Origin of the sequence: Streptomyces sp. NPDC048411, from assembly GCF_040704695.1 — a bacterium.
Taxonomy (GTDB): Bacteria; Actinomycetota; Actinomycetes; order Streptomycetales; family Streptomycetaceae; genus Streptomyces.
In genome coordinates, this window is the sequence record NZ_JBEZKL010000036.1 from 29,238 (window position 1) to 52,351 (window position 23,114).

General features: G+C 69.6%; 25 protein-coding genes, 5 tRNA genes and 1 pseudogene. 8 read left to right on the top strand and 23 right to left on the bottom strand.

Going from position 1 to position 23,114, the window contains the following annotated elements; translation table 11 throughout:
* Positions 1 to 67: 67 nt before the first annotated feature.
* The 4 genes from coaD to AB0915_RS15580 form a co-directional block, all read right to left on the bottom strand.
* Entirely contained in the window at positions 68 to 547 is a 480-nt protein-coding gene (coaD, locus tag AB0915_RS15565) for a pantetheine-phosphate adenylyltransferase (protein ID WP_366691614.1), read from the bottom strand.
* A gap of 26 nt (positions 548 to 573) precedes the next feature.
* The gene (rsmD, locus tag AB0915_RS15570) at positions 574 to 1,158 is read right to left on the bottom strand and encodes a 16S rRNA (guanine(966)-N(2))-methyltransferase RsmD (RefSeq protein WP_366691591.1); all 585 of its coding nucleotides are present in this window, start codon (positions 1,156 to 1,158) and stop codon (positions 574 to 576) included.
* 137 nt (positions 1,159 to 1,295) lie between these two features.
* The gene (gene recG, locus AB0915_RS15575) at positions 1,296 to 3,515 is read right to left on the bottom strand and encodes an ATP-dependent DNA helicase RecG (protein ID WP_366691592.1); all 2,220 of its coding nucleotides are present in this window, start codon (positions 3,513 to 3,515) and stop codon (positions 1,296 to 1,298) included.
* Positions 3,516 to 3,639: 124 nt separating this feature from the next.
* On the bottom strand, positions 3,640 to 5,277 hold the full coding sequence (locus tag AB0915_RS15580; protein WP_366691593.1) for a DAK2 domain-containing protein: 1,638 nt from the start codon (positions 5,275 to 5,277) through the stop codon (positions 3,640 to 3,642).
* A 257-nt stretch (positions 5,278 to 5,534) separates the two neighbouring features.
* Between AB0915_RS15580 and rpmB the strand changes: the two genes are divergently transcribed.
* A complete protein-coding gene (gene rpmB, locus AB0915_RS15585) occupies positions 5,535 to 5,720 on the top strand; it encodes a 50S ribosomal protein L28 (protein ID WP_030928661.1) in 186 nt (61 codons plus the stop codon).
* A gap of 103 nt (positions 5,721 to 5,823) precedes the next feature.
* On the opposite strand, the gene thiD is transcribed toward rpmB, so the two are convergent.
* Together thiD and AB0915_RS15595 are read right to left on the bottom strand one after the other, a co-directional pair.
* On the bottom strand, positions 5,824 to 6,639 hold the full coding sequence (thiD, locus tag AB0915_RS15590) for a bifunctional hydroxymethylpyrimidine kinase/phosphomethylpyrimidine kinase (RefSeq protein WP_366691594.1): 816 nt from the start codon (positions 6,637 to 6,639) through the stop codon (positions 5,824 to 5,826).
* A gap of 10 nt (positions 6,640 to 6,649) precedes the next feature.
* The gene (locus tag AB0915_RS15595) at positions 6,650 to 7,621 is read right to left on the bottom strand and encodes a thiamine-phosphate kinase (RefSeq protein WP_366134382.1); all 972 of its coding nucleotides are present in this window, start codon (positions 7,619 to 7,621) and stop codon (positions 6,650 to 6,652) included.
* 320 nt (positions 7,622 to 7,941) lie between these two features.
* Here AB0915_RS15595 and AB0915_RS15600 point away from each other — a divergent pair, with 320 nt between their 5' ends.
* Positions 7,942 to 8,175, top strand: a complete 234-nt coding sequence (locus AB0915_RS15600; protein WP_358861084.1) for an Lrp/AsnC ligand binding domain-containing protein — start codon at positions 7,942 to 7,944, stop codon at positions 8,173 to 8,175.
* A 20-nt stretch (positions 8,176 to 8,195) separates the two neighbouring features.
* Positions 8,196 to 8,684 (top strand): DUF3515 domain-containing protein, encoded by a 489-nt coding sequence (locus AB0915_RS15605; protein ID WP_366691595.1) that lies wholly within the window; start codon positions 8,196 to 8,198, stop codon positions 8,682 to 8,684.
* A 7-nt stretch (positions 8,685 to 8,691) separates the two neighbouring features.
* Here AB0915_RS15605 and AB0915_RS15610 read toward each other — a convergent pair whose 3' ends face one another.
* The 3 genes from AB0915_RS15610 to AB0915_RS15620 are packed head-to-tail and all read right to left on the bottom strand — an operon-like array spanning position 8,692 to position 11,669.
* The gene (locus AB0915_RS15610; RefSeq protein WP_366691596.1) at positions 8,692 to 9,849 is read right to left on the bottom strand and encodes a D-alanine--D-alanine ligase family protein; all 1,158 of its coding nucleotides are present in this window, start codon (positions 9,847 to 9,849) and stop codon (positions 8,692 to 8,694) included.
* Positions 9,850 to 9,909: 60 nt separating this feature from the next.
* Positions 9,910 to 10,920 (bottom strand): NAD(P)H-dependent glycerol-3-phosphate dehydrogenase, encoded by a 1,011-nt coding sequence (locus AB0915_RS15615; protein WP_366691597.1) that lies wholly within the window; start codon positions 10,918 to 10,920, stop codon positions 9,910 to 9,912.
* Positions 10,917 to 11,669: a lysophospholipid acyltransferase family protein gene (locus AB0915_RS15620; RefSeq protein WP_366691598.1), complete on the bottom strand. Its 753-nt coding sequence runs from the start codon at positions 11,667 to 11,669 to the stop codon at positions 10,917 to 10,919. The genes AB0915_RS15615 and AB0915_RS15620 overlap by 4 nt, the downstream gene beginning before the upstream one ends.
* 163 nt (positions 11,670 to 11,832) lie before the next feature.
* Here AB0915_RS15620 and cofC point away from each other — a divergent pair, with 163 nt between their 5' ends.
* Positions 11,833 to 12,516, top strand: a complete 684-nt coding sequence (gene cofC, locus AB0915_RS15625) for a 2-phospho-L-lactate guanylyltransferase (protein ID WP_366691599.1) — start codon at positions 11,833 to 11,835, stop codon at positions 12,514 to 12,516.
* Positions 12,517 to 12,526: 10 nt separating this feature from the next.
* On the top strand, positions 12,527 to 12,730 hold the full coding sequence (locus AB0915_RS15630; RefSeq protein ID WP_326792733.1) for a hypothetical protein: 204 nt from the start codon (positions 12,527 to 12,529) through the stop codon (positions 12,728 to 12,730).
* A gap of 121 nt (positions 12,731 to 12,851) precedes the next feature.
* Here the strand turns inward: AB0915_RS15630 and AB0915_RS15635 are convergent, their stop codons facing one another.
* The 4 genes from AB0915_RS15635 to leuC form a co-directional block, all read right to left on the bottom strand.
* Entirely contained in the window at positions 12,852 to 13,514 is a 663-nt protein-coding gene (locus AB0915_RS15635; RefSeq protein ID WP_366691600.1) for an HU family DNA-binding protein, read from the bottom strand.
* 144 nt (positions 13,515 to 13,658) lie between these two features.
* Positions 13,659 to 13,886 (bottom strand): hypothetical protein, encoded by a 228-nt coding sequence (locus AB0915_RS15640; protein ID WP_072487271.1) that lies wholly within the window; start codon positions 13,884 to 13,886, stop codon positions 13,659 to 13,661.
* Between the two features lie 104 nt (positions 13,887 to 13,990).
* The gene (gene leuD, locus AB0915_RS15645) at positions 13,991 to 14,584 is read right to left on the bottom strand and encodes a 3-isopropylmalate dehydratase small subunit (protein WP_366691601.1); all 594 of its coding nucleotides are present in this window, start codon (positions 14,582 to 14,584) and stop codon (positions 13,991 to 13,993) included.
* Positions 14,585 to 14,589: 5 nt separating this feature from the next.
* Complete coding sequence (gene leuC / locus AB0915_RS15650; protein WP_366691602.1) at positions 14,590 to 16,014, bottom strand: 3-isopropylmalate dehydratase large subunit; 1,425 nt, start codon at positions 16,012 to 16,014, stop codon at positions 14,590 to 14,592.
* Between the two features lie 175 nt (positions 16,015 to 16,189).
* Here leuC and ndgR point away from each other — a divergent pair, with 175 nt between their 5' ends.
* Entirely contained in the window at positions 16,190 to 16,906 is a 717-nt protein-coding gene (ndgR, locus tag AB0915_RS15655) for an IclR family transcriptional regulator NdgR (RefSeq protein WP_366691603.1), read from the top strand.
* A gap of 117 nt (positions 16,907 to 17,023) precedes the next feature.
* Here the strand turns inward: ndgR and AB0915_RS15660 are convergent, their stop codons facing one another.
* Positions 17,024 to 17,530 carry a DUF4188 domain-containing protein gene (locus AB0915_RS15660; RefSeq protein ID WP_366691604.1) on the bottom strand — a complete coding sequence of 169 codons (507 nt, stop codon included), beginning with the start codon at positions 17,528 to 17,530 and terminating at the stop codon, positions 17,024 to 17,026.
* A 93-nt stretch (positions 17,531 to 17,623) separates the two neighbouring features.
* On the opposite strand from AB0915_RS15660, the pseudogene AB0915_RS15665 reads away from it, so the two are divergent.
* Positions 17,624 to 18,265, top strand: a pseudogene (locus AB0915_RS15665) (MerR family transcriptional regulator).
* Positions 18,266 to 18,352: 87 nt separating this feature from the next.
* Here AB0915_RS15665 and AB0915_RS15670 read toward each other — a convergent pair.
* From AB0915_RS15670 to AB0915_RS15695, 6 genes are all read right to left on the bottom strand, one after another.
* Positions 18,353 to 18,425 (bottom strand) — tRNA-Glu (locus AB0915_RS15670).
* 19 nt (positions 18,426 to 18,444) lie between these two features.
* Positions 18,445 to 18,516 (bottom strand) — tRNA-Gln (locus tag AB0915_RS15675).
* Positions 18,517 to 18,528: 12 nt separating this feature from the next.
* Positions 18,529 to 18,601, bottom strand: a tRNA-Glu gene (locus tag AB0915_RS15680).
* A gap of 60 nt (positions 18,602 to 18,661) precedes the next feature.
* A tRNA-Glu gene (locus AB0915_RS15685) sits at positions 18,662 to 18,734 on the bottom strand.
* A 24-nt stretch (positions 18,735 to 18,758) separates the two neighbouring features.
* Positions 18,759 to 18,830: transfer RNA gene (locus tag AB0915_RS15690), tRNA-Gln, on the bottom strand.
* A gap of 87 nt (positions 18,831 to 18,917) precedes the next feature.
* Positions 18,918 to 19,637 (bottom strand): HAD family hydrolase, encoded by a 720-nt coding sequence (locus AB0915_RS15695; RefSeq protein ID WP_366691605.1) that lies wholly within the window; start codon positions 19,635 to 19,637, stop codon positions 18,918 to 18,920.
* An 85-nt stretch (positions 19,638 to 19,722) separates the two neighbouring features.
* On the opposite strand from AB0915_RS15695, the gene AB0915_RS15700 reads away from it, so the two are divergent.
* Positions 19,723 to 20,223 (top strand): tetratricopeptide repeat protein, encoded by a 501-nt coding sequence (locus AB0915_RS15700; RefSeq protein ID WP_366691606.1) that lies wholly within the window; start codon positions 19,723 to 19,725, stop codon positions 20,221 to 20,223.
* 65 nt (positions 20,224 to 20,288) lie between these two features.
* Here the strand turns inward: AB0915_RS15700 and gltX are convergent, their stop codons facing one another.
* From gltX to AB0915_RS15715, 3 genes are all read right to left on the bottom strand, one after another.
* Entirely contained in the window at positions 20,289 to 21,800 is a 1,512-nt protein-coding gene (gene gltX / locus AB0915_RS15705; RefSeq protein WP_366691607.1) for a glutamate--tRNA ligase, read from the bottom strand.
* The gene (locus AB0915_RS15710) at positions 21,793 to 22,578 is read right to left on the bottom strand and encodes a fumarylacetoacetate hydrolase family protein (RefSeq protein ID WP_366691608.1); all 786 of its coding nucleotides are present in this window, start codon (positions 22,576 to 22,578) and stop codon (positions 21,793 to 21,795) included. The genes gltX and AB0915_RS15710 overlap by 8 nt, the downstream gene beginning before the upstream one ends.
* 82 nt (positions 22,579 to 22,660) lie before the next feature.
* Positions 22,661 to 22,855, bottom strand: a complete 195-nt coding sequence (locus AB0915_RS15715) for a hypothetical protein (RefSeq protein ID WP_366691609.1) — start codon at positions 22,853 to 22,855, stop codon at positions 22,661 to 22,663.
* Positions 22,856 to 23,114: the final 259 nt, after the last annotated feature.

Sequence of the window (23,114 nt, forward strand, 5' to 3'; positions counted from 1 at the left end):
AGACGGATGGCACGACTGTACGGCCAGTCGGCGCCCGTCCGACACCGGGTGACGGACTGTCAGTGCATCACTGTTGGGCGAGACGTTCGACGAGTGCCTCGTGGACCGGCGGCGGCAGCAGGTGCGAGACGTCGCCGCCCCAGGCCGCGACCTCCTTGACCAGGGAGGACGACAGGAAGCTGTACGTGGGATTGGTCGGCACGAAGAGCGTCTCGACCCCGGAGAGGCCGTTGTTCATCTGGGCCATCTGCAGCTCGTAGTCGAAGTCGCTGACGGCCCGCAGGCCCTTCACGATCGCCGGGATGTCGCGCTGCTTGCAGAAGTCGACCAGGAGGCCGTGGAAGGACTCGACCTCGACGTTGCCGAAGTCCGCGGTGACCTGACGGATCAGCTCGATCCGCTCGTCGATCGTGAACAGGCCCTTCTTGGACTGGTTGATCATCACCGCGACGTGTACGACGTCGTACAGCTTCGAGGCGCGGCCAATGATGTCGAGGTGTCCATTGGTGATGGGGTCGAACGACCCCGGACAGACGGCGCGGCGCAACTTGAGTCCCTCGCTCTCCGGTGCGGTCATCGTGCGTCTTCGCACGTAGAGGCGGCGCGACCGTACCAAAGCGTTCCCTCGCCGTAGCGACGGGCCCGCAGTGGCTCGAATCCCTTGGGCCAGTTGAATTCTCCGCCTCTGGTGCTCCGTTCCACGGTGACGAGGGCATCGTCCGTGAGCCAGCCCTGAGCACGGAGTGTGAGCAGTATCTCGCCAAGATCGCCATCGGTGATGGCGTACGGCGGATCCAGGAAGACCACGTCGTACGGGTCCGCGGGCGTCGGTCCTGTCACGATCTGTTCGGCTTTGCCGGTACGGACTTCGGCGCCGGGCAGACCGAGCGCACGGACGTTGTCCCGGACCGTGCGGGCGGCCTTGGTGTCGGCCTCGACGAGCAGGGCGTGGGCCGCGCCGCGGGAGAGCGCTTCGAGACCGACGGCGCCGGAGCCCGCGTACAGATCAGCGATTCGGATGCCCTCCAGGGTGCCCAGGAGCGCTTCCCAGGTGGAGAACAGGCCCTCGCGTGCGCGGTCGGAGGTGGGGCGGGTGCCGGTGCCGGGCGGGACGGCCAGGCGGCGTCCGCCGGCCGAGCCGGCGATCACGCGGGTCATGGGTGTCTGATCCTCGGGTCGGGGGTGGCCCGCCGGGTGGGGCGGGCGCCGTGCATCCCACGATATGGCTTCGGGCCCGCTGACGGCCTCCCGCGGGGGAGGCCGTCAGGCCCGGGGGCCCCGTGCGTCCCCCGAACTCAGCCCTTGTCGAGGTACTCCTCGCGCTCCTTGTCGAGCAGGGCGGCCAGCGCGGTGCGCAGCTCCGGCAGGCGGGCCAGGTCCGGGTCCGCCGCGACGATCGTCACGGCCTCCTCGCGGGCTGCGGCGATGACCTCCTCGTCGTCGATGACGGAGAGCACCCTCAGGGACGTGCGGACCCCGGACTGGGCCTGGCCGAGGACATCGCCCTCGCGGCGCTGTTCGAGATCGATCCGGGACAGTTCGAAGCCGTCGAGGGTGGCGGCGACGGCGGAGAGCCGGGCGCGCGCGGGGCTCGCCTCGTGCGCCTCGCTGACAAGCAGACAGAGGCCGGCGGCGGAGCCTCGGCCGACCCGGCCGCGGAGCTGGTGGAGCTGGGAGACGCCGAACCGGTCGGCGTCCATGATCACCATCGCGGTGGCGTTGGGGACGTTGACCCCGACCTCGATGACGGTCGTCGCGACGAGGACATCGACCTGGCCCGCGGCGAACCGCCGCATCACGTCGTCCTTGTCGTCGGGGTTCATCCTGCCGTGCAGCACCTCGATGCGCAGACCCGCGAGGGCGCCCTTGGTGAGCTGTTCGGCGATCTCCAGGACCGCGAGCGGCGGGCGCTTCTCCCCGTCCTCCTCGGCGGCCTTCTCCGCGGCCCTCTTCCTGTTCTTCTTCTCGGCCTCGTCGTCGGCGTCGTCACCGATCCGGGGGCAGACGACGTATGCCTGATGCCCGTTGCCGACCTCCTCGCGGACCCGCTCCCAGGCGCGGCTGAGGAAGTGCGGCTTGTCCTTGGCGGGGACGACATGGCTGGCGATCGGCGAGCGGCCCGCCGGCAGCTGGTCCAGGACGGACGTCTCCAGGTCGCCGAAGACCGTCATCGCGACCGTACGGGGAATGGGGGTGGCGGTCATCACCAGCAGGTGCGGCGGCTGCTTCCCCTTGGACCGCAGCGCGTCGCGCTGTTCCACTCCGAATCGGTGCTGCTCGTCGACGACGACCAGCCCCAGGTCGTGGAACTGCACCTTGTCCTCGATCAGCGCATGCGTGCCGATCACGATCCCGGCCTCGCCGGTGACCAGGTCCAGCAGCGCCTGACGGCGGGCCGCCATCCCCATGGACCCGGTCAGCAGCACCACCTTCGTACCGAGGTCGGAGCCGCCCAGCATCCCGCCTTCGGCGAGCTCGCCCATCATTTCGGTGATGGAGCGGTGGTGCTGCTGGGCGAGCACCTCGGTGGGGGCGAGCATCGCGGCCTGTCCGCCCGCGTCGACGACGGCAAGCATGGCGCGCAGCGCGACCATGGTCTTCCCGGACCCGACTTCGCCCTGCAGCAGCCGGTGCATCGGGTGCTCGGTCGCCAGGTCGTCGAAGATCTCCTTGGAGACTTTCTCCTGGCCCTCGGTGAGGGTGAACGGCAGTTTGGCGTCGAAGGCGTCGAGCAGTCCGCCGTGCCCGCGTCTGCGTGCCACCGCCGGGAGCTGGGTGTCCGCGTACCGTCGGCGGGCGAGCGCGACCTGCATGACGAACGCCTCGTCCCACTTCAGCCGGTCCCTGGCGTCGGCGATGTCCGCCTTGGTCTGTGGGCGGTGGATCTTCAGCAGCGCCTCGGGCAGCGGGGTGAAGCCGCGCCCCTCGCGCAGCGGGAGCGGCAGCGGGTCGACGGCGTCCCGGGCGCTGGGCAGCACGGTGTCGACGGCCTTGGCGATCCGCCAGGAGTCGAGCTGCTTGCAGGCGGGGTAGATGGGCAGCAGCCGTCCGGCGAAGGCGTCCACCGCCTCCGTGGCCTCGTCGGCGTCCGCGGTGTCGAGCAACTGGTACGTGGGGTGCGCGAGCTGCATCTTCCGGTTGAAGACGGACACCTTGCCCGCGAACATCGCCCGGCGGCCCGGCAGCAGCTCCTTGTGCGGCTTGTGCACGCCGTGGCCGAAGAAGACCAGCTGCAGCCGGCCGCTGCCGTCGGTGAGGGTCACCTCCAGGCGCTTTCCCCTGCCGTTGTTGAACACCATGATCCGCGCGTCGGCGACCTGGGCGACGACGGTCACGTGCTCGTCCAGCGGGAGGTCGGCCAGCGCGGTGAGCTGGCCTCGCTCCTCGTACCGCCGCGGGTAGTGGTGCAGCAGATCACCGACCGTGTGCAGGTCGAGGTGCTCGGCCATCACCTTCGCGGTGGCACCGCCGAGCAGCTTCTTCAGGGGTTCATCGAACGCGGACACGCGATCCATTGCACACCAAGCCACTGACAGAAGTCGCCCGCACCACCGGAATCCCCTGGTCGGAAACGTCTGCGCGCCCCTGGGACCGGTCCCGGTCACTCGCTCGCCAACGCCGCCCCGGGGGCGGGTTGGCCTATTCCACGCCGATCAGCAGCGGAGCGCACTGGCGGCCGCCCCGGTACACCACCGTGTCCACCGCCAGGTACCCCTCGCGCACATGCTCCTGCAGCGCCTCCGCCAGGCTGTCCGGCACGGCCTCGCCCAGGACCAGCGTCACGAGTTCACCGCCCGCCGACAGCATCCGGTCGAGGACGGCCCGGGCCGTGCCGAGCACGTCCTCCCCGATGACCGCCACATCGCCGTCGATCAGCCCCAGGATGTCGCCGGCCTGGCAGATGCCCGCCATGGTCCACGACTGCCGCTCGGCGACGGCCAGTTCGGCATACCGGGTGGCGCCGGCCGCGGCGGTCATCGCCACCACGTCCTCGTCGAAGCTGCGGTCCGGTTCGTGGACGGCGAGCGCCGCGATGCCCTGGACGGCGGCGCGGGTCGGGATCAGGGCGACCCGGATGCCTTCCGTACGAGCCTGCTCCGCGGCCGCCGCGGCGGTGTGGCGCAGCTCCGCGTCGTTGGGCAGCAGGACCACCTCGCGGGCGTGGGCGCGACGGATCGCATCGACCAGTTCACCGCTGGCGGGCGGCTCTCCGGGGCGGGCGAGCACCGTGGTCGCGCCGGCCTCCGTGCACAGCCCGGAGAGCCCGTCGCCCGGGACCACCACGACGACACCGCGCTGCGCGGGCTCGCTGTGGTGGGGGTGGACCCGGTCGGCGCCGAAGTGGGTGATCCGGATCCGGTACGGCCTGCCCGCCTCGACCCCGGCCTCCACCGCCGCACCGGCGTCGTCGACATGGACATGGACGTTCCACAGCCCGTCGCCGCCGACCACGACGAGCGAGTCGCCGAGCCCGTCGAGCCGGGCCCGCAGCCGGTCGACGGCGTCGTCCCGGGCCTCCAGGAGATAGATCACCTCGAAGGCGGGTCCTTCCGCCGGCCCGCCTGCCGCGCAGTCTTCAGCGGCGGCAGCGGTCACGGGGGCGATGTCGGGCGTCACCCAGGTCCCGCGTGCGGGCGCCTCACCGGAGACCGCTTCGACAAGCGCCCCCAGGACGGTCACCAGGCCACGGCCTCCGGCGTCGACGACTCCCGCCCGCCCGAGGACGGCGAGCTGCCCGGGGGTCGCGTCCAGTGCCGTACGCGCCCCTTCGTACGCCGCCTGCGCGACCGTTTCCGGTCTCGGGTCGCCCGCCGTGCGCCCCGCGGCCTCGGCGGCCGCCGTGGCCACGGTCAGCACCGTGCCCTCGACAGGGTGCGCTACGGCCTGCCGGGCGGCCTCGGCGGCCCGGGTCAGGGCGCGGCGCAGATGGTCCGCGTCGTGCCCGTCGGCCAGCACCCCCGCCATGCCGCGCAACAGCTGCGCAAGGATCGTGCCGGAGTTGCCGCGGGCGCCGATCAGCGCCCCGTGTGCCATGGCCCGTACGACATCGGCGAGGGCGGGCACGGACGTACCGGTCTCGTGGGCGGCGAAGACCGCCTCGACGGCGGCCGCCGCCGATTCCACCGTCAGATAGAGGTTGGTGCCGGTGTCCCCGTCCGCGACGGGGTAGACGTTGATCGCGTCGATCGCCTCACGCTCCCGACCCAACGCCTCCAACGCCAGTGAGCACCAGGTACGCACCGCGACGGCGTCCATGTCGTCGGCGGTCTGCGGCACCTGGTGTTCCTCCTGGAGAGCGGCCGTGCGGGCGGACTGAACCGCAGACTAGTCGCGCCCGCTGCGTCCGGCAGGGACAGGGGCGAGGCAGACGGCGGCGAAACCCATGGTAGTTTCGTTCTACCGACGCAGCCGTTGTATGCTGCTTCGGTTGCCCGATGAGAGTCGGGCCTTTCCTCCGGTACCGCCACTTCAGTCAAATGATTCCGGCGCGCCGGAATTCACTGTAAGTGCACCTGAAGTCTTTGGAGTGACCCGTGGCTGCCAACTGCGACGTCTGCGGCAAGGGGCCGGGCTTCGGCAACAACATTTCGCACTCGCACCGCCGTACGTCCCGTCGCTGGAACCCCAACATCCAGCGCGTGCGTGCCGTGGTCGGTCGGACGCCGAAGCGGCTCAACGTCTGCACCTCGTGCATCAAGGCCGGCAAGGTCGCGCGCTGACGTTCCCGTCGTAGCGCAGCCTTCCGGTTGCCCAAAAAGCCGGTCCACCTCGGTGGACCGGCTTTTTGCTGTGCTCCCCCACTCCCTGTCGCGGGGAAGGCCGTTACAGCTGCCAGCCGTGCCGCACCGGGCCGATCCCGGTGCCCAGCGGGAAGCCCGCCGCGATCGCCCCGGTGACGTACGCCTTCGCGGCCCGCACGGCCGCCGGTACGTCGTTGCCCTGAGCCAGCCCGCAAGCGATCGCGGAGGCGAGGGTGCAGCCCGTACCGTGCGTGTGCCGGTTGTGGTGGCGGGGGGCGCGCAGCCAGTGCTCCTCGGTGCCGTCCGTGAGGAGGTCGACCGGTTCGCCGGGCAGGTGACCGCCCTTGATGACGACCCAGCGCGGCCCGTGTCCCAGGATCTCCGCCGCGGCCTGCCGCATTCCGGTCTCGTCCGTGACCGTCACGCCGGTGAGCTGCGCCACCTCGTCGAGGTTGGGGGTTGCCACCGTGGCGACCGGCAGGAGCTTCGCCCGTACGGAATCGAGGGCTTCGGCAGCGAGCAGTGGATCACCGTGCTTGGAGACCCCCACCGGGTCGACGACCACTGGCGCGTCCGTTGCCGCGAGGAGTGCGGCGACGGTCTCGACGAGGGCGGCCGACGCGAGCATGCCGGTCTTCACCGCCTGGACGCCGATGTCGTCGACGACGCTGCGGTACTGGGCCCGTACCGCCTCCACGGGCAGCTCCCATGCGCCCTGGACGCCCAGCGAGTTCTGAGCGGTCACCGCGGTGATCACGCTCATGCCGTGCACGCCGAGCGCCAGCATCGTCTTGAGGTCGGCCTGGATGCCCGCACCGCCACCGGAGTCGGATCCGGCGACGGTGAGCACACGGGGTGGAACGAGCGGTACCTGCGGTGCGGCAGAAGGTACGGGCATACGCCTCAATCTACTGGGCGTCCTCGATGCCGCCGAAGTGGTCCCAGCCGCCCTTGCTGGTCCAAGGGGCCCCGTCGACCGTCACCTGGGGCAGCGCCGACGGGTTGAGGACCTCGCCGATCACCTTCCAGCGAGCGGGCAGCTTCACGTCCTGGGGGAAGGTCGCGACGATCGCGTGGTCCTCTCCCCCGGTGAGCACCCACTGGAGCGGGTCCACGCCGACCGCCTGACCGATGTCGGACATCTGCGAGGGGATGTCGATCAGCCCGGACCGCAGATCGATCCGGACCTTGCTGGCCTCGGCGATGTGGCCGAGGTCGGCGACGAGTCCGTCACTGACGTCCGTCATGGCGGTGGCTCCGAGTCCGGCGGCCGCGGGGCCCGCGTGGTACGGCGGTTCGGGGCGCCGGTGGGCCTCAACGAAGGCGCGCGGCGAGCGGAAGCCGCGGGAGAGGACCGCGTACCCGGCGGCGGACCAGCCGAGCCAGCCGGTGACGGCGACGACATCGCCGGGTCGGGCGCCGGCCCGGGTGACGGGTTCGTGGTTGCGCAGATCGCCGAGTGCGGTGATCGCGACGGTGATGGTCTCCCCGCCGACGACGTCACCGCCGACCACGGCCGCCCCCGCGACCTGACACTCGTCACGGATGCCGTCCATCAACTCGCCCGCCCAGGTGACCGGGAGTTCGGCCGGGACGACCAGGCCGAGGAGCAGCGCGGTGGGGACGGCGCCCATAGCGGCGATGTCGGCGAGGTTCTGTGCGGCGGCCTTGCGTCCGACGTCGTACGCCGTCGACCAGTCGCGGCGGAAGTGCCGCCCCTCCACCAGGATGTCCGTACTGGCCACGACCCTGCGGTCCGGAGCGGCCACGACCGCGGCGTCGTCGCCAGGTCCGAGCCGTACCGCCGGAGTGCTGGTGAGCCGGGACGTGAGCTCCTTGATGAGCCCGAACTCCCCCAACTCGCCCACGGTTCCCTTCACCGAGTCTCACCTCTCATCTGTCGCGCCGGACGGACGTCCGGTCTGGGTCGGCGGCCGGTGGTCCGGGCGGTGGCCCGGCCGCCGCCGGGAGCAGTCTGCCCCCGTTGTCACCGGCATGCCTGTCCCCCGTCCGCACCGCTGCGCTTGCGGTCGCGGACCTTCAGTGCTGTCGGTACTGTCAAGGCATACGTCAACTCATGGCATCCGTGCGCCACGCTGTGGACGTCATCCGTTCCACAGGTCTCCCCGCCGCCCTCGGCAACGCGATACCGTGGCGTCTCTTTCCCCCACATGATCCTCGTGGCCGCCCTGGAGGTTCCGTGGTACAGGCGTACATCCTTATTCAGACCGAGGTGGGCAAGGCGTCGACCGTCGCCGAGACCATCGCGAAAATCCCGGGAGTGATCCAGGCAGAGGACGTCACCGGCCCCTACGACGTGATCGTGCGCTCGCAGGCCGGCACAGTCGATGAACTCGGCCGCATGGTGGTCGCCAAGGTCCAGCAGGTGGAAGGCATCACCAGAACCCTGACCTGCCCGGTCGTCCACCTGTAGCCCCCGTCTACGCTGGGCCGGTGACGTCCTTCCGCCGCCGGCTCCGCCGCCCCGTGTTCCTCGGTCCGTCCGCTGCCGTTCTGATGCTGGCCGCGGCGGGCTGCTCCACAACGGACGCCGCGGCGTCGATCACGGTCCCCACCCCGATGCCGGAAGTCGCAGCCTACTGCGGTGCCCTGCACAAGGAGCTGCCGGAGACCGTTGCCGGACAGAACCGTGACGACTCCGGGCCGAAGTCCGTGCTGACCGCCTCATGGGGGGACGGGGCGATCGTACTGCGCTGCGGTGTCGACCGGCCCGCGAAGATGGACGATCCCATGGCCAAGGGGACCGAGGCGGACGGCGTCAACTGGCTGCTGGAGCAGCCGGAGGACGCCGGTCCGCGTTTCACCACGACCTATCGCAAGGCATATGTCGAGGTGACGCTCTCCACGGCGTACGCCCATGACGCCAGCCCGCTCGCGACGTTCGCCCCGGCTGTCAGGAAGACGATCCCCAGCAGCGTGTAGCGCCGGGTCAGCGCAGGCCGGTGGGCCGGGTCAACGCCGCCTGGATCAGCCGGTCGACCAGCTCCTGGTAGCTCACACCGCTCTCCTGCCACATCCGCGGGTACATGGAGATCGGGGTGAAGCCCGGCAGCGTGTTGATCTCGTTGATGACGAACGTGCCGTCCTCGGTGAGGAAGAAGTCGGCGCGCACCAGGCCCTCGCAGGACGCGGCCTCGAACGCGTCGATCGCGAGCCGCTGGACCTCGGCGGTCTCCTCCTCGGTGAGCGGGGCGGGCACGATCCCGGACGCCGAGTCGATGTACTTGGCCTCGAAGTCGTAGAAGTCGTGCGAGGTGACCGGCGGGATCTCGGCGGGCACGCTGGCACGCGGTCCGTCCTCGAACTCCAGCACCCCGCACTCGATCTCGCGGCCGCGCAGCAGGGACTCGACGAGGAACTTGGGGTCGTGGCGGCGGGCTTCCTCGATCGCCTCGTCGAGTCCGGAGAGGTCGTCGACCTTGGTGATGCCGATGGACGAGCCGGCCCGCGCGGGCTTGACGAAGACGGGCCAGCCGTGTTCCCCGGCGAAGTCCACGATGCGCTTGCGGGCGGCGAGGCGGTCGTTGTCCCATTCGCGGGGGCGGACGACGACGTACGGGCCGACGGGCAGCCCGAACGACGTGAACACCCGCTTCATGTATTCCTTGTCCTGGCCGACCGCCGAGGCGAGCACACCGGCACCCACGTACGGCACACCGGACAGCTCCAGAAGTCCCTGAAGAGTGCCGTCCTCGCCGTACGGGCCGTGCAGCACGGGGAAGACGACGTCGACCTCGCCGAGCGCCTTGGGGACCGAGCCGGGCTCGCTGTACACCACTTCACGGCTGCCGGGGTCGACGGACAGCACCACGCTGCCCTCGGAGGACTCGGCCAGTTGGGCCACGTCCGGCATCTTCCGGTCCGTGATGGCCATGCGTTCGGGCTCGTCGGCGGTGAGCGCCCAGCGGCCGTCCGTCGTGATGCCGATCGGCAGGACGTCGTACTTCGTCCGGTCGATGGCATTCAGGACGGCGCCGGCCGTGACGATCGAGATGCCGTGTTCGGAGCTGCGGCCGCCGAACACGACGGCCACACGCGGCTTGCGGAGCTGCTGCTCCGGGCTCTGGGGGAGGTTCTCGCTGCTCATATCACGATGAGCGTACCTGCTGGTACAGGTCGCGTCAGCGTCACCGGGGCCGGTCGGGCATCAGTGCCGCTCGGCCTTCGCGCTGCGCGACATCAGCTCGCCCAGAGCGACCATCGGCGGCTTGCCCTCGTGGACGATGGAGACGACCGTCTCCGTGATGGGCATGTCGACGCCGTGCCGGCGTGCCAGATCGAGCACCGATTCACAGGACTTGACGCCCTCGGCGGTCTGCTTGGTGACGGCGATGGTCTCTTCCAGCGTCATGCCGCGGCCGAGGTTGGTGCCGAAGGTGTGGTTGCGCGACAACGGCGAGGAGCAGGTCGCCACGAGGTCACCGAGGCCCGCGAGTCCGGAGAACGTCAGCGGGTCGGCGCCCATGGCGAGACCGAGCCGGGTGGTCTCGGCGAGGCCGCGGGTGATGAGCGAGCCCTTGGCGTTGTCGCCGAGCCCCATCCCGTCGGCGATACCGACAGCGAGACCGATGACGTTCTTCACCGCGCCACCGAGCTCGCAGCCGACCACATCGGTGTTGGTGTACGGGCGGAAGTACGGGGTGTGGCAGGCGGCCTGGAGGCGCTGGGCCACCGACTCGTCCTGGCAGGCGACGACGGCCGCGGCGGGGCGGCGTTCGGCGATCTCCTTGGCCAGGTTGGGTCCGGTGACGACGGCGACGCGGTCCGCGGAGGCCTTGGTGACGTCCTCGATGACCTCGCTCATCCGCTTCGCGGTGCCGAGTTCGACGCCCTTCATCAACGAGACGAGGACCGTGTCGGGGTCGAGGTGCGGGGCCCAGTCGGCGAGGTTGGCGCGCAGCGTCTGCGAGGGCACGACGAGTACGGCGAAGTCGGCACCGCGCAGCGCCCGGACGGCGTCGGTGGTGGCCCGGATGGACTCGGGGAGTTCAATTCCCGGCAGATATTCGGGGTTGGTACGGGTCGTGTTGATGGCCTCGGCGACCTCGGCGCGGCGGCCCCAGAGGGTGACCTCGCAGCCGGCGTCGGCGAGGATCATGCCGAAGGCCGTACCCCATGAGCCGGTTCCGAAGACGGCTGCCTTTACGGGGTGCGTCACTTGGGTCCCTCTCCTTCGGCCTTGCGCCGCTGTTCGGCACGCGCCTTGCGGTGGTCGTAGAGCTCGGCGGGCGCCTTCTCGCCGCGGATGTCCTCCAGCTGTGCGGTCACCGCGGCCATGATGGCCTCGGTCGCCTCGCGCAGGACGTCGGGCGTCGGCTCCTTGTCGTAGAACCGGGAGAGGTCGACGGGCGGACCGGCCTGCACCTGGAGGGTCTTGCGTGGGAAGAGTTGGAGCTTCTTCTCCTTGGCGTACGGCGGCATCACCATGTTCGCGCCCCACTGGGCAACGGGGATGACCGGGGCCTTCGTCATCAACGCGACGCGGGCGGCTCCGGTCTTGCCGGCCATCGGCCACATGTCGGGGTCGCGGGTCAGGGTCCCCTCCGGATAGAAGGCGACGCATTCGCCGCGCTCGATGGCGTCGACAGCGGCCCGGAAGGCGTCCAGCGCATTGGTCGTCTCGCGGTACACGGGGATCTGTCCGGTGCCACGCAGCATCATTCCGACAAAGGGGGTCTTGAAGAGCCCCGCCTTGGCGAGGAGCCTCGGCACCCGGCCGGTGTTGTACTGGAAATGACCGTAGGAGAGCGGGTCCAGATACGAGTTGTGGTTGACCGCAGTGATGAATCCGCCTTCGGCCGGAATGTGCTCCATTCCCCGCCAGTCACGCTTGAACAGAACCACCAGCGGCGGTTTCGCGATGACCGCCGCCAGGCGGTACCAGAAGCCGATTCTGCGGCCGGACACTCGGACACCTTCCTCTACGGACCTGACGCGTTTGCCTGCCTGTGGCGGTCAAGTGTCACCCCAGGCCCCTGCTCTGTCGAGAACACCGTACGCCCCAGCCCCGGGGCCACCCCTCCGGGTTGTCGCACCGGGTTGTCGTACCGGCAGGCGAGAATAGGCGGCGATGCGCACCGAGGGGGAGATCGCCACGAACACCGACCGGACCGGGGTGTGGTCCCTGGTCGTCCCGTTGAAGCCGCTGGCACGGGCCAAGAGCAGGCTGACGCAGGCAACGGGCCCCTTGCTGCGCCCCCGGCTCGCTCTGGCCTTCGCCCAGGACACCGTGGCCGCCGCGCTGGCCTGCCGAGGCGTACGGGATGTGGTGGTCGTCACGGACGACCCGGTGGCCGGGGCCGCGCTCTCGGCGCTCGGCGCGCGCATCGTTCCCGACCGGCCGGCCGCCGGACTGAATGCCGCGCTGGCCCACGGCGAGCGGGCGATACGCGACCGAAGGCCCGCCACGGCAGTCGCCGCGCTGAACGCGGATCTGCCCGCGCTGCGCCCCGCGGAATTGACCCGGGTGCTCGAATTCGCCGCTGAATTCCCGCGCGCATTTGTTACGGATATGGCGGGAATCGGCACGACTTTCCTGTCGGCTTCGGCGGGGGCGGAATTGCGCCCGGCTTTCGGGGGCCCGTCCCGGGCCCGGCATCTTGCCTCCGGCGCGGTGGAAATAGTCCCGGCCGGTATCGAATCGGTCCGCCAGGACGTGGACACCGGCGCCGATCTGCGGGCCGCGCTGGCCCTCGGGCTGGGTCCGCACACGGCGGGCAGCTTGGCCTCGGAAGTGCCCGCGAGGGACCGATAGGCTGCCGTTCATGCAGGCGACCTCGTACACGTACGACCCCGAGACCCGCACCGGCAGTGTGCTGCTCGACGACGGCACCCCGGTGGAATTCGACGCCCCGGCCTTCGACGCGGGCGGCCTGCGGCTGCTGCGCCCGGGGCAGCGGGTGCGGATCGAGGTGGAGGGCGAGGGAGCGGCCCTGCGGATCACCCTGGTGACGCTGCAGACGTTCTGAGCTCCTCTAAAGGGCGCGTCCGGCCCGCGGGGCCGCTGAGCGCACCCCGGACAGCCCGCGGGCCGGGCTCCCCGAGGGGAGCCCGGCCCGGCGCGTGTGAGTAGCCCTGCGCTGCTCGGTCTCACTTCTTCCGTGCGACGGCCTTCTTGGCGGTGGTCTTGCGCGCCGTGGCCTTCTTCGCGGGCGCCTTCTTCGCCGTGACCTTCTTGGCGGGCGCGGTCTTGGCGGCGACGGCCTTCTTGGCAGCCGTCGTCTTCTTCGCCGCCGCGGTGGTCTTCGCGGCCGCCGTGGCCTTCTTCGCCGCCGCGGTGGTCTTCTTCGCGGTGACCTTCTTCGCCGCCGCGGCCTTCGCCGCCGGCACGGTCTTCTTGGCGGTGACCTTCTTCGCCGCGACCTTCTTGGCGGCGGCCTTCTTGGCCGCGGCCTTGGTGATCGCGCGGGCGGAAACACCGCCCGTGAGGCTGCCCTTGGGCGCCTTCTTCACGGCCACATCGTGCTTGGGGAGCTTCTTCGAGCCGCTCACCAGGTCCTTGAAGCCCTGTCCCGCACGGAAGCGGGGCACGGAGGTCTTCTTGACCCGCACGCGCTCGCCCGTCTGCGGGTTGCGGGCGTAGCGGGCCGGGCGGTCGACCTTCTCGAACGAGCCGAAACCGGTGACCGAGACCCGGTCTCCCGCGACCACTGCACGGACGATCGCGTCGAGTACCGCGTCGACCGCGTCCGCGGCCTGCTGACGGCCGCCGACCTTGTCGGCAATCGCTTCTACGAGCTGTGCCTTGTTCACGTCTTCCCCTTCGGAGACATTGCCAGAACGTAAGTGTTCAAGCGTTTTCGCACGTTAGGCAGATATATACCGCAAATCAAACACGAAACGGGCTAATCACCCTAGTGCCGCAACGAAGTCGACCACTGCGCAGTTCCGCAGAGGTCAGTCACCTTCGGGGAATCGGCCCTCATCGAGGTCCTTCATCAACCGGTCCAGACGCCTTGCCGCATCCGGGAGATCGTGCTTCGCCGCGGCCGTGATGACCAACAGCTTCCGGGACAGCGCCATCCGTACGCCCTCCGGGACTTGTAGTGCGCGCACTCTTGTGTGCGCTTCCTTCAATCGGTCGGCGACTTGGCCGTAAAGCTTGAGTTGGCTGTCGCGTTCCATGCACCGATTGTGCCATCTGGGGCGAGTTGTCGCCCGATGGGGTCTCAACAAGCGACTGCGCCCCCTACCAGAAGGTAAGGGGCGCAGTACTGGAAACGCGCTGCTCAGGCGTTAATTGTACGCGGCTTGAAGGTCGGCCTTGCCACCTCATAAGACGCGATGTCCGCTTCGTTCTGAAGGGTGAGGCTGATGTCGTCCAGCCCGTTCAGCAGTCGCCAGCGGGCGTTCTCGTCGAGCTCGAAGTCGGCGGTGATGCCCTCGGCTCGGACCTGGCGTGCCTCCAGGTCGACGGTGACCTCGGCGGCCGGGGCGGCCTCGGTCAGCTCCCACAGTGCGTCGACGACCTTCTGGTCGAGGACCACGGTCAGCAGCCCGTTCTTCAGCGAGTTGCCGCGGAAGATGTCGGCGAACCGGGAGGAGATGACGGCCTTGAACCCGTAGTTCTGCAGGGCCCAGACGGCGTGTTCACGGGAGGACCCGGTACCGAAGTCGGGACCGGCCACCAGGACCGTTGCGCCGTCCCGCTCGGGCCGGTTGAGGACGAACTCGGGGTCCTTGCGCCACGCCTCGAAGAGCCCGTCCTCGAAGCCGTCGCGGGTGACCTTCTTCAGCCAGTGGGCGGGGATGATCTGGTCGGTGTCGACATTGCTGCGGCGCAGCGGGACGGCCCGGCCGGTGTGTGCGGTGAAAGCTTCCATGGTTCTCAGACTCCGGCGGACGTAAGGGCGTCGGACAGGTCGGCCGGCGAGGCCAGGCGGCCCAGCACGGCGGTGGCGGCGGCGACCTGCGGGGAAACCAGGTGGGTACGGCCACCCTTGCCCTGCCGGCCCTCGAAGTTACGGTTCGAGGTCGACGCGGAGCGCTCGCCGGGGGCCAGCTGGTCGGGGTTCATGCCGAGACACATCGAGCAGCCCGCGTGCCGCCATTCCGCGCCGGCCGCGGTGAAGACCTTGTCCAGGCCCTCCTCGACGGCCTGCAGGGCGACCCGGACCGAGCCCGGGACGATCAGCATCCGTACGCCGTCGGCGACTTTGCGGCCGTCCAGGATCGCGGCCGCGTTGCGCAGGTCCTCGATCCGGCCGTTGGTGCAGGAGCCTACGAAGACGGTGTCGACACTGATCTCCCGCAGCGGCTGGCCGGCGGTCAACCCCATGTATTCCAGGGCCTTTTCGGCGGCGTTCCGCTCCGAGGCGTCCTCGTACGAAGCCGGGTCGGGGACGTATCCCGACAGGGGCGCGCCCTGGCCGGGGTTGGTGCCCCAGGTGACGAACGGCGCCAGTTCGGCCGCGTCGATGACGACCTCGGCGTCGAAGACCGCGTCGCCGTCCGTGCGCAGCGTCTTCCAGTACGCGACGGCGGCGTCCCAGTCCTCGCCCTGCGGAGCGTGATCGCGACCCTTCAGGTAGTCGAACGTGGTCTCGTCCGGGGCGATCATGCCGGCCCGGGCGCCTGCCTCGATCGACATGTTGCAGATGGTCATCCGGGCTTCCATCGAGAGCTTCTCGATGGCGGAGCCGCGATATTCGAGGATGTAGCCCTGGCCGCCGCCGGTGCCGATCCGCGCGATGATCGCGAGGATCAAGTCCTTGGCCGTGACACCGTCGGGCAGTTCGCCGTCGATGGTGATCGCCATGGTCTTCGGGCGGGCCAGCGGCAGCGTCTGCGTGGCCAGGACGTGCTCGACCTGGCTGGTGCCGATACCGAACGCCAGCGCACCGAAAGCGCCGTGCGTGGAGGTGTGGGAGTCGCCGCAGACGACCGTGGTGCCGGGCTGGGTCAGACCCAGCTGCGGGCCGACCACGTGCACGACGCCCTGCTCGACGTCGCCCAGCGGGTGCAGCCGTACGCCGAACTCCGCGCAGTTCTTGCGCAGGGTCTCCAACTGGGCGCGGGAGACCGGGTCGGCGATCGGCTTGTCGATGTCGAGGGTCGGGGTGTTGTGATCCTCGGTGGCGATGGTGAGGTCGAGGCGCCGCACCCGGCGTCCGGCCTGCCGGAGGCCGTCGAAGGCCTGGGGGCTGGTCACCTCGTGCAGCAGGTGCAGATCGATGAAGAGAAGATCGGGCTCGCCGTCCGCGCGCCGGACGACGTGGTCGTCCCAGACCTTCTCCGCGAGTGTCCTACCCATCGCTTTCCCTCCGGCCGGCGTCTTCGCCGGCCCAACTAGAGATTTCGGTGCACCGCCGTCCGGACCCCCGTGCGGGGCGGTGGCTACGGGCCGTTGTGCGGCCGCCCCTACAGGTTCGCAACTTCCGCCGGAAATTGAACTTGCGTTTCACAGAGTGAGACGCAAGTATCGTCGTATGGACAACTCTAGCGGCGTCGGCGTTCTCGACAAGGCGGCTCTGGTATTGAGCGCCCTGGAGTCCGGCCCGGCCACCCTCGCCGGGCTGGTCGCGGCGACCGGGCTTGCACGACCCACGGCTCATCGACTGGCCGTGGCACTGGAACACCACCGGATGGTGGCGAGGGACATGCAGGGCCGATTCATCCTCGGCCCCCGGCTGGCGGAGCTCGCGGCCGCGGCAGGCGAGGACCGCCTGCTGGCGACGGCGGGCCCGGTACTCACGCATCTGCGGGACATCACCGGCGAGAGCGCGCAGCTCTACCGCCGGCAGGGCGACATGCGGATCTGCGTGGCCGCGGCGGAGCGGCTGTCCGGACTGCGGGACACCGTGCCGGTGGGCTCCACCCTGACCATGAAGGCGGGCTCCTCGGCCCAGATCCTGATGGCCTGGGAGGAGCCGGAGCGCCTGCACCGCGGCCTCCAGGGCGCCCGCTTCACGGCGACGGCGCTCTCGGGCGTCCGCCGCCGGGGCTGGGCCCAGTCGATCGGCGAGCGGGAGCCGGGCGTCGCCTCGGTCTCGGCTCCGGTACGCGGGCCGTCGAACCGGGTGGTAGCCGCGGTCTCGGTCTCCGGACCGATCGAGCGGCTGACCCGCCACCCGGGCCGGATGCACGCCCAGGCGGTCATCGACTCGGCGGTCCGGCTGAGCGAGGCCCTGCGCCGCACCGGCTGACGTACGGCTCACCTACTGGCACGGCGCTCGGACCCGCCGGACCGTCCTGCCGCACAACCCCGGCCGGCACAGCAAGAAATCGTTCCCCGGCCGTCCCAGCGTCGTGACGGCCCCCTCTCAGCCCTTCCGCTCCGTGGACGAGCGGTGCGCGAGACGGTCCGCCGCACGGCGTCCCCGCTCCTCGATCGGCAGCCCGCCCGTCGCCGCAGCCAGTCCGTACGGCGGCATGTCGGCGTAGATCGATTCGTACGACCCCTCGGGCGCAATGTATGTCTCGTGCCACAGCCCCACGTGCTGCCGGGACTTCTTCTCCTTGCGGTTCATCATCGCCCAGGCCCTGCGGTGCAACATGTCGGGCGCGGCGGCGTACGCGTAGAGCTTCTCCTTGGACTCCCAGTACTGGACGACGTAGTACGTCCTCGGCGATCCGGACAGCAGGGTGTAGCCGAGCAGCCCGCGGCTCTTGTCCCGGCTCAACTCCCGAAGCATGCGCGGCATTGCCACAAGGACCGGCAGCCAGTGGTGCACGCCCCAGAAGTGATTGATGCGCATCCCGATGAGCAGGACGACCACGTCCCCCTCGGCTGCCGCGGTCGACCGCCCCGGTATCGGCTTCACACGCATACCATGCCCCCCTGATCACTGTTGGAGAGTGAAGCTGTCCACCCCTTGGACAGTGGCACTGCCCAAGGGGTGGCGCAAGGGAAGGCGCAGAACATGCGGCTCTCGGAACTGAGCGAGCAGAGCGGCGTCTCGACGGCGACGATCAAGTACTACCTGCGTGAGGGACCGTTGCCGCCCGGTGAACACATCAGCGCGACCCAGGTCGAGTACGACGGGAGCCATCTGCGCCGACTGCGTCTGGTACGGGCACTGATCCGGGTGGGCCGCTTCCCGGTGGCAACGGCCCGCGAGGTGCCGGCCCATGTCGACGACGAATCCCTCGGCCGTACGATGCGGCTGGGCGCCGCCCTCTGGTCGCTGCCGCACCGCCCCGAGCCGGACGACGACGCCCCGGAGACGGAATCAGCGCGCCGGGAGGCCGACCGGCTTCTCGACCGGCTCGGCTGGGCGTTCGTGCGGGAACTCGGTCCCTTGGACCCCACGTACCGCTCACTGGCCGCCTCGATGGCCACACTCATCCGGCTCGGCTACCCCTGCGACATCGAGTAATTGACCGAGCAGGCCCGCCTCATGGAGCAAGTCGCGGTCCGCGACCTGGACATGATGGAGTCCTATCCGGCAGGAGCGGAGGAGGTGGAGATGGCGGTGGCCTCGGTCGTGCTGTACGAACCGCTGTTGCTGTCGCTGCGTCGGCTGGCCCAGGAGGAGGAGTCGAACCGGCGGCACGGAATCTGAGTCCGACGGGCTCGGGCGCAACGGGCCCGGGCGCATAGCCAAGGGCCCCTCACCGAAGTGAAGGGCCCTTGGTTTCTTACTCTGTTGTACCCCCGACCGGATTCGAACCGGCGCTACTGCCGTGAGAGGGCAGCGTGCTAGGCCGCTACACAACGGGGGCTTGATACTGCGATCTTGCGCTGGGCTACCAGGACTCGAACCTAGAATGACGGTACCAGAAACCGTAGTGTTGCCAATTACACCATAGCCCATGGTGTTACAAGTACCCCCGACCGGATTCGAACCGGCGCTACTGCCGTGAGAGGGCAGCGTGCTAGGCCGCTACACAACGGGGGCCCTAGCGATCCTGCATCGAAATCGTGGGTGCGACCCAGATGATCTCGCGGGAAGGATCTGTACCCCCGACCGGATTCGAACCGGCGCTACTGCCGTGAGAGGGCAGCGTGCTAGGCCGCTACACAACGGGGGCGTGTTGTACAGATGAAGATCTGCGCTGGGCTACCAGGACTCGAACCTAGAATGACGGTACCAGAAACCGTAGTGTTGCCAATTACACCATAGCCCACCAAAACTCAACCCCCTGAAGGGGTTTTGTTCGGCTTGCGCTTCCCGGCCGGATCTTTCGGCCCGCCCGGGCGGCGCAGAAAGAACATTACCCGAAGGTGTCCGGCGCTCCAAAACGGGTATCGCCCGCCAGCAGTCCGGGGAGCTGATCGAGACCGGTGATGCGCTCCAGTTCGGGCCGCCCGCCGCGCCCGCCCCGGTCCAGCCAGACCCCCTTCAGCCCCGCCGCCACCGCGCCGGCCGCGTCGATGTCCGGGTGATCTCCGACGTACACGACGTCCTGCGGCTCCAGCCCGAGCGCGTCGCAGGCGGCGTGGAATGCGCCGGCCTCGGGCTTGGAGATGCCGAGCTCCACGGCGCACACCACGGCCTCGAAACGGTCCCGCACGCCAAGGGTGCGCAGCTTGCGGTCCTGGTTGTGGATGCTGGAGTTCGACAGGACAGCCTGCCGGTACCGACCGGCCAGTATGTCCAGGACCGGCAGAGTGTCAGGGAAGAGCGACCAGGCGGCCTCGTAGTGCGCGAGGTGCCGGGCAAACCACTCGTCGGCCTCCGCGTCCGTGAGCGGCCGTCCGAGGAACGAACGGACCCGGTCCCGGCGCTGCCCCTGGAAGTCGGTCTCCCCGGCGGCGAAACGCGCCCAGTGGACGTCGGTGATCGCCCGCCAGGCATCGAGGGCCTGTGTGGCGGAACCGTATCCGCCGGGCAGGCCCTCGCTCTCCAGATGTTTCTGCAGGCCGACGCGGTCGGCGCCCGTGTAGTCGAAGATCGTGTCGTCGATGTCCCAGAGCACGGCTCGGATCGGCATACGGCCACGCTACCGCCCGCCCCGCGAGGGGGCCGGGAAATGCCCTGAACGCCGTCCGCGACGCCCGGCCTGTGACAATGCGTGCATGAGCGAGCACAACAGAGACGGTCTGCTGGCCGAGGCCGTCGGGCTGCGCGAGCAGGGACAGGCGGAAGAGGCCCGGGAGCGGCTGCTGACGCTTGCCGCCGGGCATCCCGAGGACGCGGAAGTGGCGTACCAGACCGCCTGGGTCCACGATGCGCTGGGCCTGGAGGCCGCAGCGGTCCCCTTCTACGAACGCAGCCTGCGGGGCGCCGGGCTGTCGGAGGAGGACCGCCACGGTGCGCTGCTCGGGCTCGGCAGCACCTACCGGGTACTGGGGCAGTACACAAAGGCCGTCGAGACGCTGCGACTTGGCGTCGCGGAGTTCCCCGAGGACGGCGCCCTGCAGTCCTTCCTCGCGATGGCCCTGTTCAACACCAAGCAGCATCACGAGGCCGTACAGATCCTGCTGAGGCTGATCGCCACGACCAGTCAGGACGCGTATGTACAGCGGTACCGGCGGGCCATCGAGCACTACGCGCGGGACCTCGACGAGACCGTCTGAGGTATGCCGAAGGGGCGGTCATCGGTATGGACCGGTGACCGCCCCTTCGGGCGTACGGGAGACGCTTACGCGGCCAGCTTCGCCAGTGCCGCGTCGATCCGGGCTACGGTCTTCTCGCGGCCCAGGATCTCCAGGGACTCGAAGAGCGGCAGACCGATCGTGCGGCCGGTGACGGCGACGCGGACCGGGGCCTGGGCCTTGCCGAGCTTCAGGCCGTGCTCCTCACCGGCGGCGAGGATGGCGTTCTTGAGCGCCTCGGCGTTCCACTCGGCGCCGATCAGCTTGGCCCGGGCGGTGGCGAGCAGGGCGTCGGAGCCCTCCTTCATCGCCTTGTTCCAGGACGCCTCGTCCTCGACCGGCGCGTCGAGGAAGAGGAAGTCGACGTTGGCCGTGATGTCCGAGAGGACGGTGACGCGGGTCTGGGCGTGCGGGGCGATGGCCTCGAACTGCGCGGCGTCGAAGGCCTCCGGGGCCCACGGGGCGAACGGCGCCTTCAGCCAGGGGCCGCACGCCTCGGTGAAGGTCTTCACGTCGAGCATGCGGATGTGCTCGGCGTTGATGTGCTCGCACTTCTTCAGGTCGAAGCGCGCCGGGTTGGCGTTGACGTCCTTGATGTCGAACGCGGCCACCATCTCCTCGACGGAGAAGATGTCGCGGTCCTCGGCGATCGACCAGCCGAGCAGCGAGAGGTAGTTGAGCAGCCCCTCGGGGACGAAGCCGCGCTCACGGTAGAGGTTGAGCGAGGCCTGCGGGTCGCGCTTGGAGAGCTTCTTGTTGCCCTCGCCCATGACGTACGGGAGGTGGCCGAACGCGGGGGTGTCCTTGGCGAGGCCGAGTTCGATCAGCGCCTTGTAGAGCGCGAGCTGGCGCGGGGTGGAGGAGAGCAGGTCCTCACCGCGCAGGACGTGGGTGATCTCCATCAGCGCGTCGTCGACCGGGTTGACGAGCGTGTAGAGCGGGGCGCCGTTGGCCCGGACGATGCCGTAGTCCGGCACGTTCTCCGGCTGGAACGTCAGCTCACCGCGGACCAGGTCCGTGAAGGTGAGCGCCTCGTCGGGCATCCGGAAGCGGACGATGGACGTCCGGCCCTCGGCCTGGTACGCGGCGGTCTGCTCGGCGCTCAGGTCGCGGCAGTGACCGTCGTAGCCGGACGGCTTGCCGGCGGCGCGGGCGGCTTCGCGGCGGTCGTCGAGCTCCTCGGTGGTGCAGTAGCAGTGGTACGCGTACCCGCCGGCCAGGAGCTTCTCGGCGACATCCTTGTAGATGTCCATGCGCTGCGACTGCCGGTACGGGGCGTGCGGGCCGCCGACCTCGGGACCCTCGTCCCAGTCGAAGCCGAGCCAGCGCATCGAGTCGAGCAGCTGGTTGTACGACTCCTCGGAGTCGCGCGCCGCGTCGGTGTCCTCGATGCGGAAGACCAGGGTGCCGCCGTGGTGCCGGGCGAACGCCCAGTTGAACAGGGCGGTGCGGACCAGGCCCACGTGGGGGTTGCCGGTCGGGGAGGGACAGAAACGTACGCGAGGGGGTACCCCCTGCTCGAGCGGAGCCGAGAGCTTGGGGGAGTTCGTGTTAGCCACGCTTGATCACCTTGTTGGTGAGAGTGCCGATGCCTTCGATGGTGACGGCGACCTCGTCGCCGACGTGCAGGGGCCCGACCCCTGCCGGGGTGCCGGTGAGGATCACGTCGCCCGGGAGCAGCGTCATCGCCTCCGTGATGTGGACGACCAGGTCCTCGATGGAGCGGATCATTTCGCTCGTACGGCCCAGTTGGCGTTGCTCGCCGTTGACCGTGGCCTGGATGGCGAGGTCGCTCGGGTCGAGGTCGGTCTCCACCCAGGGGCCGAGCGGGCAGGACGTGTCGAAGCCCTTGGCCCGGGCCCACTGCTTCTCCCGCTGCTGGGCATCGCGGGCGGTGACGTCGTTGGCGCAGGTGTAGCCGAAGATGACGTCCTTGACCCGCTCACGCGGCACTTCGCGGCACATACGGCCGATGACGACGGCCAGCTCGGCCTCGTAGTGCACTTCGTTGGAGAAGGAGGGGTACTCGATGGCGTCCCCGGAGCCGATCACCGAAGTGGTGGGCTTGAAGAAGGCGACCGGTACGTCCGGGACCTCGTTGCCGAGCTCGGCGGCGTGCTCCGCGTAGTTGCGGCCGATGGCCACGACCTTGTTGGGGAGCACGGGCGGCAGAAGCCGGACCTTGCTCAGCGGGACCTTGGTACCGGAGAGCTCGAAGTCGGCGTACGGAATGCCCTTGATGATGTCGAGGACGAGGTCACCGGAGCCGACGGTGCCGCTGCCCTCGACCGCGCCGAAGGCGACATTGCCGTCGATGGAGAACCTGGCGATGCGCACGGGATGCTGTCGCCCCTCACTTGCTGGCTGGCTGAAGACTGACGCTCCAGGCTAACGCGGGCGAGGGGGACAACCGCGCCCATTACCCGGCGGTCGAGGCGGCTGCTGCGGCCGGGGCCACCATGAGGACGGTGCGCCGCGGGTTGGCCGTCTGTGCCGGCAGGTCGACGGCGTGCTCCGGCTGCTCCGGCGTCTGCAGCGCTTCGGCGTCCTTGAGGTGCGCCAGCGTCGTGCGCCGGGGGTTGGCAATGGTGCGGACCATCATCGTCGTCTTCATCTGCCGTTCGGACCTTGTCGGTACGGGCGCCGCCCGGAGGGGCGCCGGTTGTCGGATTTGCCATCCCTGTAAAGCGCCAGGCTAAACATCCAATTCCCTCCGGATCCCCGGAAGAGACGGCGATCATGATGTGAGTTTGCTCACGACCGTGTGGACAACTGCCTCATTTCGGGCGGTCGAGCCGGGTCGGAGAAACGGACATTGCACCACTGAATGAATCATTCCGCTCCCGATCGCCTCGACTGGGACACTCCCCGCT

Excerpts from the sequence above, each read along its gene's own strand:
- thiD (WP_366691594.1), bottom strand. The coding sequence starts at position 6,639 with ATGCCCGTACCTTCTGCCGCACCGCAGGTACCGCTCGTTCCACCCCGT.
- cofC (WP_366691599.1), top strand. The coding sequence starts at position 11,833 with ATGCGCACCGAGGGGGAGATCGCCACGAACACCGACCGGACCGGGGTG.
- rsmD (WP_366691591.1), bottom strand. The coding sequence starts at position 1,158 with ATGACCCGCGTGATCGCCGGCTCGGCCGGCGGACGCCGCCTGGCCGTC.
- AB0915_RS15700 (WP_366691606.1), top strand. The coding sequence starts at position 19,723 with ATGAGCGAGCACAACAGAGACGGTCTGCTGGCCGAGGCCGTCGGGCTG.
- ndgR (WP_366691603.1), top strand. The coding sequence starts at position 16,190 with ATGGACAACTCTAGCGGCGTCGGCGTTCTCGACAAGGCGGCTCTGGTA.
- AB0915_RS15695 (WP_366691605.1), bottom strand. The coding sequence starts at position 19,637 with ATGCCGATCCGAGCCGTGCTCTGGGACATCGACGACACGATCTTCGAC.
- AB0915_RS15660 (WP_366691604.1), bottom strand. The coding sequence starts at position 17,530 with ATGCGTGTGAAGCCGATACCGGGGCGGTCGACCGCGGCAGCCGAGGGG.
- AB0915_RS15715 (WP_366691609.1), bottom strand. The coding sequence starts at position 22,855 with ATGAAGACGACGATGATGGTCCGCACCATTGCCAACCCCCGGCGCACG.
- leuD (WP_366691601.1), bottom strand. The coding sequence starts at position 14,584 with ATGGAAGCTTTCACCGCACACACCGGCCGGGCCGTCCCGCTGCGCCGC.
- AB0915_RS15640 (WP_072487271.1), bottom strand. The coding sequence starts at position 13,886 with ATGGAACGCGACAGCCAACTCAAGCTTTACGGCCAAGTCGCCGACCGA.
- leuC (WP_366691602.1), bottom strand. The coding sequence starts at position 16,014 with ATGGGTAGGACACTCGCGGAGAAGGTCTGGGACGACCACGTCGTCCGG.
- AB0915_RS15610 (WP_366691596.1), bottom strand. The coding sequence starts at position 9,849 with ATGAGCAGCGAGAACCTCCCCCAGAGCCCGGAGCAGCAGCTCCGCAAG.
- recG (WP_366691592.1), bottom strand. The coding sequence starts at position 3,515 with ATGGATCGCGTGTCCGCGTTCGATGAACCCCTGAAGAAGCTGCTCGGC.
- AB0915_RS15630 (WP_326792733.1), top strand. The coding sequence starts at position 12,527 with ATGCAGGCGACCTCGTACACGTACGACCCCGAGACCCGCACCGGCAGT.